Consider the following 6,014-nt stretch of genomic DNA (forward strand, 5'->3'; position numbering starts at 1 on the left):
GTCTGAACGGTTGTTTATTTGTATTATAGTTCACTACTAAAGTATGTATATTCCTTACACAATAGTTGTGTATATGCTGATCTTTTTTTGTACAAACGATATTGGCGGAGTATGAATGATATTCCACACGAAAGCGTTATCCTAAACGATTGTTCACACAACACCCGAAATCACTGCATACCTGCACAAAAGTCCTTTTATAAAGATCATTCACAGCACTATTGGCATACAAAATGACAAGTATTTCACAATATTAATAAAATACAGATTACATTTTTTTTGTGATTTGATTAACTTGCACAACCAGTGTCGCCTACCTGCTCGTATAAGCACCCATCAGGATAGATGTAGGTTGGCACTCTTTTCTAAATATTTACAAGCCCTAAATACTCTCAACGATGTAACTAATCGTTAGAAAGAGTATAGATATAGAATTAGCAGGAATTGCATCATGGTACATAAATCATTGTCCACTGTATTATTAGTGGGTCTTAGTCAGCTTTCTGTAGCAGTATGGGCAGCAAACCAAGCACCAGAAGTACGCGGTCAAAGTGAAACAGTTCGACAGGCAGGTCAACATCAAAGCTGGGTATGGGGGCAGGACCCAGAAGGTAAAACATTAACGTTTGAAGTTGTTAAGCCTGCTCGGCATGGAAAGGTCACATTAGACCCTAAGCTTGGTCGTTATTCTTATGAACCAACACAGTCTGCAGACTATGATGAGTTTTCTTTTCGAGTGTTTGATGGACAATTATGGTCCTCTCCAGCGCCAGTGCAACTAAGGTTTACCGTTAAGCAATCCACTCATCCAACCACCAATACAAAACAACCAGTACAACCTACTAAGCCCACAAACACTAACAGCTCAACCCATAGTAATAATCAAGCGCCTGAAGCGAGAGGCCAGGCAGAACAACTGACGTCTTTTGCGCCTCATCACAGCCATGTTTGGGCTCAAGATAAAGATCGGGATCAAATTACCTTTCAGGTTGTTCAAGCACCTAAACATGGAAAGCTGAAGCTTAATCGTAAAACAGGACGTTATACCTATACGCCTCAAAGTAACCAAGCTAGCTACGATGAATTTAAATTCCAAGCCAATGATGGCCACAGTACGTCTAAAGTAGCTACAGTACAATTAATGCTAAATTTTGTAGACCGCAAACCCACACAACCGGTGACGCCGACTACACCCACGACTAATAACCCAAGTACACCTAAACAACCAACCACACCCGTTAATAACAATCCAACGACAAAACAGCCCACAACCCCCGTTGATAAAAACCCAACAACAAAGCCAAAACAACCAAAGGTTGATAATAAATCACCGAATAAACCAACAACCCCTATTACCAAAACCCCCGAGAAACCTGTTGACCATTACCGATCAAAAGACGATTTCTCAGCCAATGTAAAAGAAGTTTTAAGCAATGACTTTTTTTCACCTACCTTCAATCATGGTGCCACCAACCGTTTGCATGATGTAGCACTGGCTATCGACTTTCTTGCCCGCAGTGGGGATATCACTGATGGTGACTTGGACAAATTGCTCTATTACATCCGCGCCTTCAATTATTATGGCAATATGAAAGAAATCCCTGTCGCGGATTTAGCACAGCTCAATAACGCATTACTGGCTGTGACTCAAATGTCAGACTTTTATGCCAAGCAGGAAAATGCCGCAGCAGTCCAAGAAGGCTATGTTGTTGCAATAAGCGGTTTATTCCGTCAGGCAAGAGTTGCTGAACAATTGTTGTCACATATAGATGTCGTAGCACAGTTATTGACGCATTATCAACAAGCAGGCATCAGTGATATTAAGCGTCATGCTGATAGCATGTTCGAAACCCTGAATATCGTCGACGAGCTGGGTTATCACGCAAAAAATACGCGTGAAGATGCTTATAAGTCAATGAAGGATAAAATTAAGCAAGTAAATCTAGCAGAGCGTGTTGCTAAACTCGGCGCTAGTGAGCAAGGACTGTGGCAAGGTAAAGACGCCTTCGTTCTCTTTAACGCTATTGAAGCGCTGGGTAATTTGTATTTACGCGATGATATCGATTGGAATAAGCAACTCGATAATTATGCGGCAGATTTAGTACGACAATATCAGCACTACGCCGATCAAGAAGAGTTAAAAAGTAACTTTTATGTCTACTACGTAAACAAAACACGTTACTACGATCGTAATACCACCGCCGAACAAGCGTGTGAAAAAGACTTTCCTGGCTTGTGTCATATTTACAAAGTAGATGAAGTACTGCCTGTTGAGCATACCTGTAGCTCAACACTTAAAGTGAAAGCACAGGAGTTAACCACGGCACAATTAGGTTATATCTGTAGTGAACTTAAAGATATGGAAGCTACTTTCCATCAAAAGTTTACCAGCTCCATTAAGCAACAACCCGTTGCTGACGATTATAACTCAAATCTGGAGCTGGTGATTTTTGACAGTCCAGAGGATTGGCATAAATACGGTGGTGTGTTATTCGAAGTATCCACTGACAATGGTGGAATTTATATTGAAGGTGATCCTGCCAAAAAAGGTAATCAAGCTCGATTCTATGCTTATGAGCGCCATGATTTAAGTGAGTGGCAAGTGTGGAATTTACGTCATGAATATGTCCACTACCTGGATAGTCGTTTCAACCAATATGGTCGCTTTGGTCACCACCCGCTCCAATTGACCACATGGTGGGCTGAAGGCCTGGCTGAGTATATGGCCCATGGCGAAAGCAACAAGCGAGGTATGAGTGTTATGCAACGCTATGCGCCGGCTCGTCGTCCAGGTTTTACTGATATCGCACAAACGTCATATGACAAGGGTGATGATATGGTATATCGCTGGTCTTACCTACTACACTGGTATTTAGATGAAAATACTCCCACACAATACTTGGATCTAGCCAGTGCTTTACGTGAAAAAGACTCATCCATTTACAAAGAACGTCTGGAAAAACTGGGTGAACATTTTGGTGATAAATTCACCACATGGCGTGATAGCAAGTTAACACAAACAAGCCCCATAATTGCAGCTGACCGTTATGTGGCAAGCGATGTTCAACCTGCATCAGTCTCTAACCCTCGCGATAACTTAGCGCATTCACCATTGCAACAACGTCGATATAGCACAGCAAGACCGCCTCTTCGTAAATAAAACGTTTTAAAACAAAGCGGTATAAGGCAATTGTAGTTTATCTGCAATCGCCTTTTTCTTTTTTTAAAGAGATAATAGACCTAAATGAGGACTACGTGTTAACGCTACACCAACGATATAAAAAAAAGCTAAATAGGCACCAATAAGCGCAAACAGTCGTCGTTGATACGTTTTACCTCGTTTTAACGCTACCATTCCCAATAAAATATAAACAATTAATGCACAGACTTTAGCCGTTAACCAACCATGAATGAACGGATACTGTTGAAGTATTATCGTCAAAACGATTGCACTTACTAACAGCACTGTATCAATAATATGTGGTAAAATACGTGCTACACGGCTATTGAGCCAAGGAGAAACAGTGAGCATGCCATAGGCTCGTACGCTAAATGAAATAAAGGTTAGGGCCACACAGGTTAAATGAACGTGCTTCCATAAAAAGTAACTCATTAATTCGCCTTATCTTCATTTTATTGATATAAAAACGCTTTTAGTTAGCCGTATACAACATAGTCATGCTTAATATGTCAAACTCATCCAAACAGGTATGCAAGACAATATGATTAAATGGATTCTTGGTATCTTGGTTGTTGTGGCTTTATTAGCAGGTATAGGCGTTTGGTGGTTTACATCCTGGATAAAAAGTCAGGAAGGCGACTTCACGGAGACAATGGATTATGCCACCCAGTTTGCCCAAACTCATACTGCAACCCAGTGTGCAGAAGAGTCAGCGAAACTTGCTGGTGACTGTGGCTCGTTTAGTATGAGTTGTTTAATAAAAGCACAATTATTTATGCAGGTATGTTTTGATAACACCCAGGATACACTGGCTTTTTGCCAAGCAACACCTTACAAAGAAGGGAATGTCGCCATGGCAACCTGGGCAACAACATTTTGTGCAGAACAAAACAAATCAGGGCAGGGCTGTATCTCCACGCTGACCCAGTTAGGTGACTACTGCAGTAATCAATTGATTGATGAGCATAATGAAAAAGCAAACGACGCATCGTAAACCCAAAATATCCATTGATATTGAAGCTCAACGTTGTCCATGGTGCGGCACAGATCCACTCTATGTCAGTTATCACGATGAAGTATGGGGACGTCCGGTTAAAGACGACCAAGAACTTTTTGCCAAACTCTGTCTGGATGGACAACAAGCTGGGTTAAGCTGGATTACTATTTTACGAAAACAACAGCACTATGAAGAAGCATATGATCAATTTAACCCAGAAATAATCGCTCAATATGACCAACACAAAATTGAACAACTTTTACAAAATTCTGGCATTGTTAGAAATCGTCTTAAAGTTGAGTCAATCATCAAAAATGCGCGTGGATATTTGGCTATTCAATCCAGTAACGTATCATTTAGTGAGTTTCTTTGGCAGTTTGTTGATGGCCGCCCCATTCAAAACCACTGGCAAAGCCTAGACCAGGCTCCCACGAATACCCCCCAATCTGACGCTATGTCCAAAGCACTTAAAAAAGCCGGTTTTTCATTTGTCGGTAGCACTATATGTTATGCATTTATGCAAGCGGTAGGTATGGTCAACGACCATCTGGTGGTGTGTCCTCAGTATCAGGAATGTCATGATTTAGGAAAAGCCTTTTTGTAAGTTTGTAAACTCCAATCAATAGGATTAAGTTCATATTGTTTTTATATAATACTGGCAGATACTTGGTAAAATAACCCTATATTTTTGTTAAGCAAAATGAAAAATTAAAACTTACTAGATAAGTAAGTTTCATATCAAGTCAAAATAGCTATATAAATGCCACCTTAAATACAAATAAAGCTAATAGACTCTGGCAGTATCATCTACATTAATTACTTAACAGCAATAATGCTAAAGAAGTAATTGATAAATGTTAGTTTTTTTCAGCAAGCACATCTGTTTATTGCTTAGGCTTTATAAATTAGAGCTCAGGTATTCTCTAACCTTATTGTGTTTAATCAATATACTAATTATTGGCAAAGTCCAAGCCGCTCATACTATTTCTGTTGATTATAAGGGACTTCAAATTTGTGAAAACGACGCTAAAAATCAGTTTGAAAGTTGCTTTTCTGACATCGTTCCACTAGATCAGATTTCACAATACCAATTAATAAACATTACAGACGTTAATACTCCGACTGACACTACCATTCTTTCAATTCCCCTTTACCTCTTACCAAGTAAGCACTTTTTAAAGCATAAGCCTTTACTGATCCTTGATAATGGATTTGACAGGGGACTTGCCAAACAAACGTGTAATCACCTAAAAAACAAAGGGTTTACAAAGTTTCATTTTTTAAATGGCGGATGGCCTTCCTTAATTCGTCAACATAAGAAAGCTTCATCAAAGATGAATACAGAAAATTCCTTCAGTTATATAAAACACATTACTTTGACACCAAGACAAGTTGTCAGCGAGCTGTCTATAACAAGCAATCAAGATCTCATTAAATTACTGCTAATCAATAAAAATATTGATAAAAATGAAGTTATTGGCTTTGAGGACTTTATTGTTGATATGTCAAGTTACTACTTACAAGACAGGGATAATTTTTGGTCTATTTTAGATGAAATGGTCAAGAGTGAAGAAAATATTCGTGCTGTAATTGTCTGTCCAGATGACAAGTTAAGTGAGTTGATCAGCGAGCTATCAAATAAAAAACCTAGAAATACTTTCTTACTTGATGGTCAATTAAAAGATTTACAGAAACAAACTCTCTTAAAGAGACTCACGATCCTTTCTCAACTGCAGGCAACAAACCACTATGTTTGTAATTAGCGATATTATCAGTAAGGGATGTAAGTTTCCAAACAAAGGGTTAGTGATTATTGTATTCATGAGCTTATCCCTA

Annotated in this window: 5 protein-coding genes; 4 read left to right on the top strand and 1 reads right to left on the bottom strand. The window is 39.2% G+C overall.

Translation table 11 applies throughout. The features are described 5' to 3' along the window. Nucleotides 1–451: 451 nt before the first annotated feature. Entirely contained in the window at nt 452–3,160 is a 2,709-nt protein-coding gene (locus KCG35_RS08860; protein ID WP_215819327.1) for a collagenase, read from the top strand. A 63-nt stretch (nt 3,161–3,223) separates the two neighbouring features. Here the strand turns inward: KCG35_RS08860 and KCG35_RS08865 are convergent, their stop codons facing one another. Then, nucleotides 3,224–3,613 carry a SirB2 family protein gene (locus KCG35_RS08865; protein ID WP_215819328.1) on the bottom strand — a complete coding sequence of 130 codons (390 nt, stop codon included), beginning with the start codon at nt 3,611–3,613 and terminating at the stop codon, nt 3,224–3,226. Nucleotides 3,614–3,722: 109 nt separating this feature from the next. On the opposite strand from KCG35_RS08865, the gene KCG35_RS08870 reads away from it, so the two are divergent. From KCG35_RS08870 to KCG35_RS08880, 3 genes are all read left to right on the top strand, one after another. Then, nucleotides 3,723–4,175, top strand: coding sequence for a hypothetical protein (locus KCG35_RS08870; RefSeq protein ID WP_215819329.1), 453 nt, complete (start codon nt 3,723–3,725; stop codon nt 4,173–4,175). Next, nucleotides 4,150–4,782: a DNA-3-methyladenine glycosylase I gene (locus KCG35_RS08875; protein WP_215819330.1), complete on the top strand. Its 633-nt coding sequence runs from the start codon at nt 4,150–4,152 to the stop codon at nt 4,780–4,782. The genes KCG35_RS08870 and KCG35_RS08875 overlap by 26 nt, the downstream gene beginning before the upstream one ends. Nucleotides 4,783–5,032: 250 nt before the next feature. Continuing rightward, nucleotides 5,033–5,941, top strand: a complete 909-nt coding sequence (locus tag KCG35_RS08880) for a hypothetical protein (protein WP_215819331.1) — start codon at nt 5,033–5,035, stop codon at nt 5,939–5,941. The last annotated feature ends 73 nt before the right edge of the window (nt 5,942–6,014 follow it).

Origin of the sequence: Zooshikella harenae (genome assembly GCF_018837975.1) — a bacterium.
In the GTDB taxonomy this organism is placed as follows: Bacteria; Pseudomonadota; Gammaproteobacteria; order Pseudomonadales; family Zooshikellaceae; genus Zooshikella; species Zooshikella harenae.

Bases quoted from the DNA above. Each gene is read 5' to 3' on its own strand.
- KCG35_RS08880 (WP_215819331.1), top strand. From the start codon at position 5,033: ATGTTAGTTTTTTTCAGCAAGCACATCTGTTTATTGCTTAGGCTTTAT.
- KCG35_RS08870 (WP_215819329.1), top strand. From the start codon at position 3,723: ATGATTAAATGGATTCTTGGTATCTTGGTTGTTGTGGCTTTATTAGCA.
- KCG35_RS08860 (WP_215819327.1), top strand. From the start codon at position 452: ATGGTACATAAATCATTGTCCACTGTATTATTAGTGGGTCTTAGTCAG.
- KCG35_RS08875 (WP_215819330.1), top strand. From the start codon at position 4,150: ATGAAAAAGCAAACGACGCATCGTAAACCCAAAATATCCATTGATATT.
- KCG35_RS08865 (WP_215819328.1), bottom strand. From the start codon at position 3,613: ATGAGTTACTTTTTATGGAAGCACGTTCATTTAACCTGTGTGGCCCTA.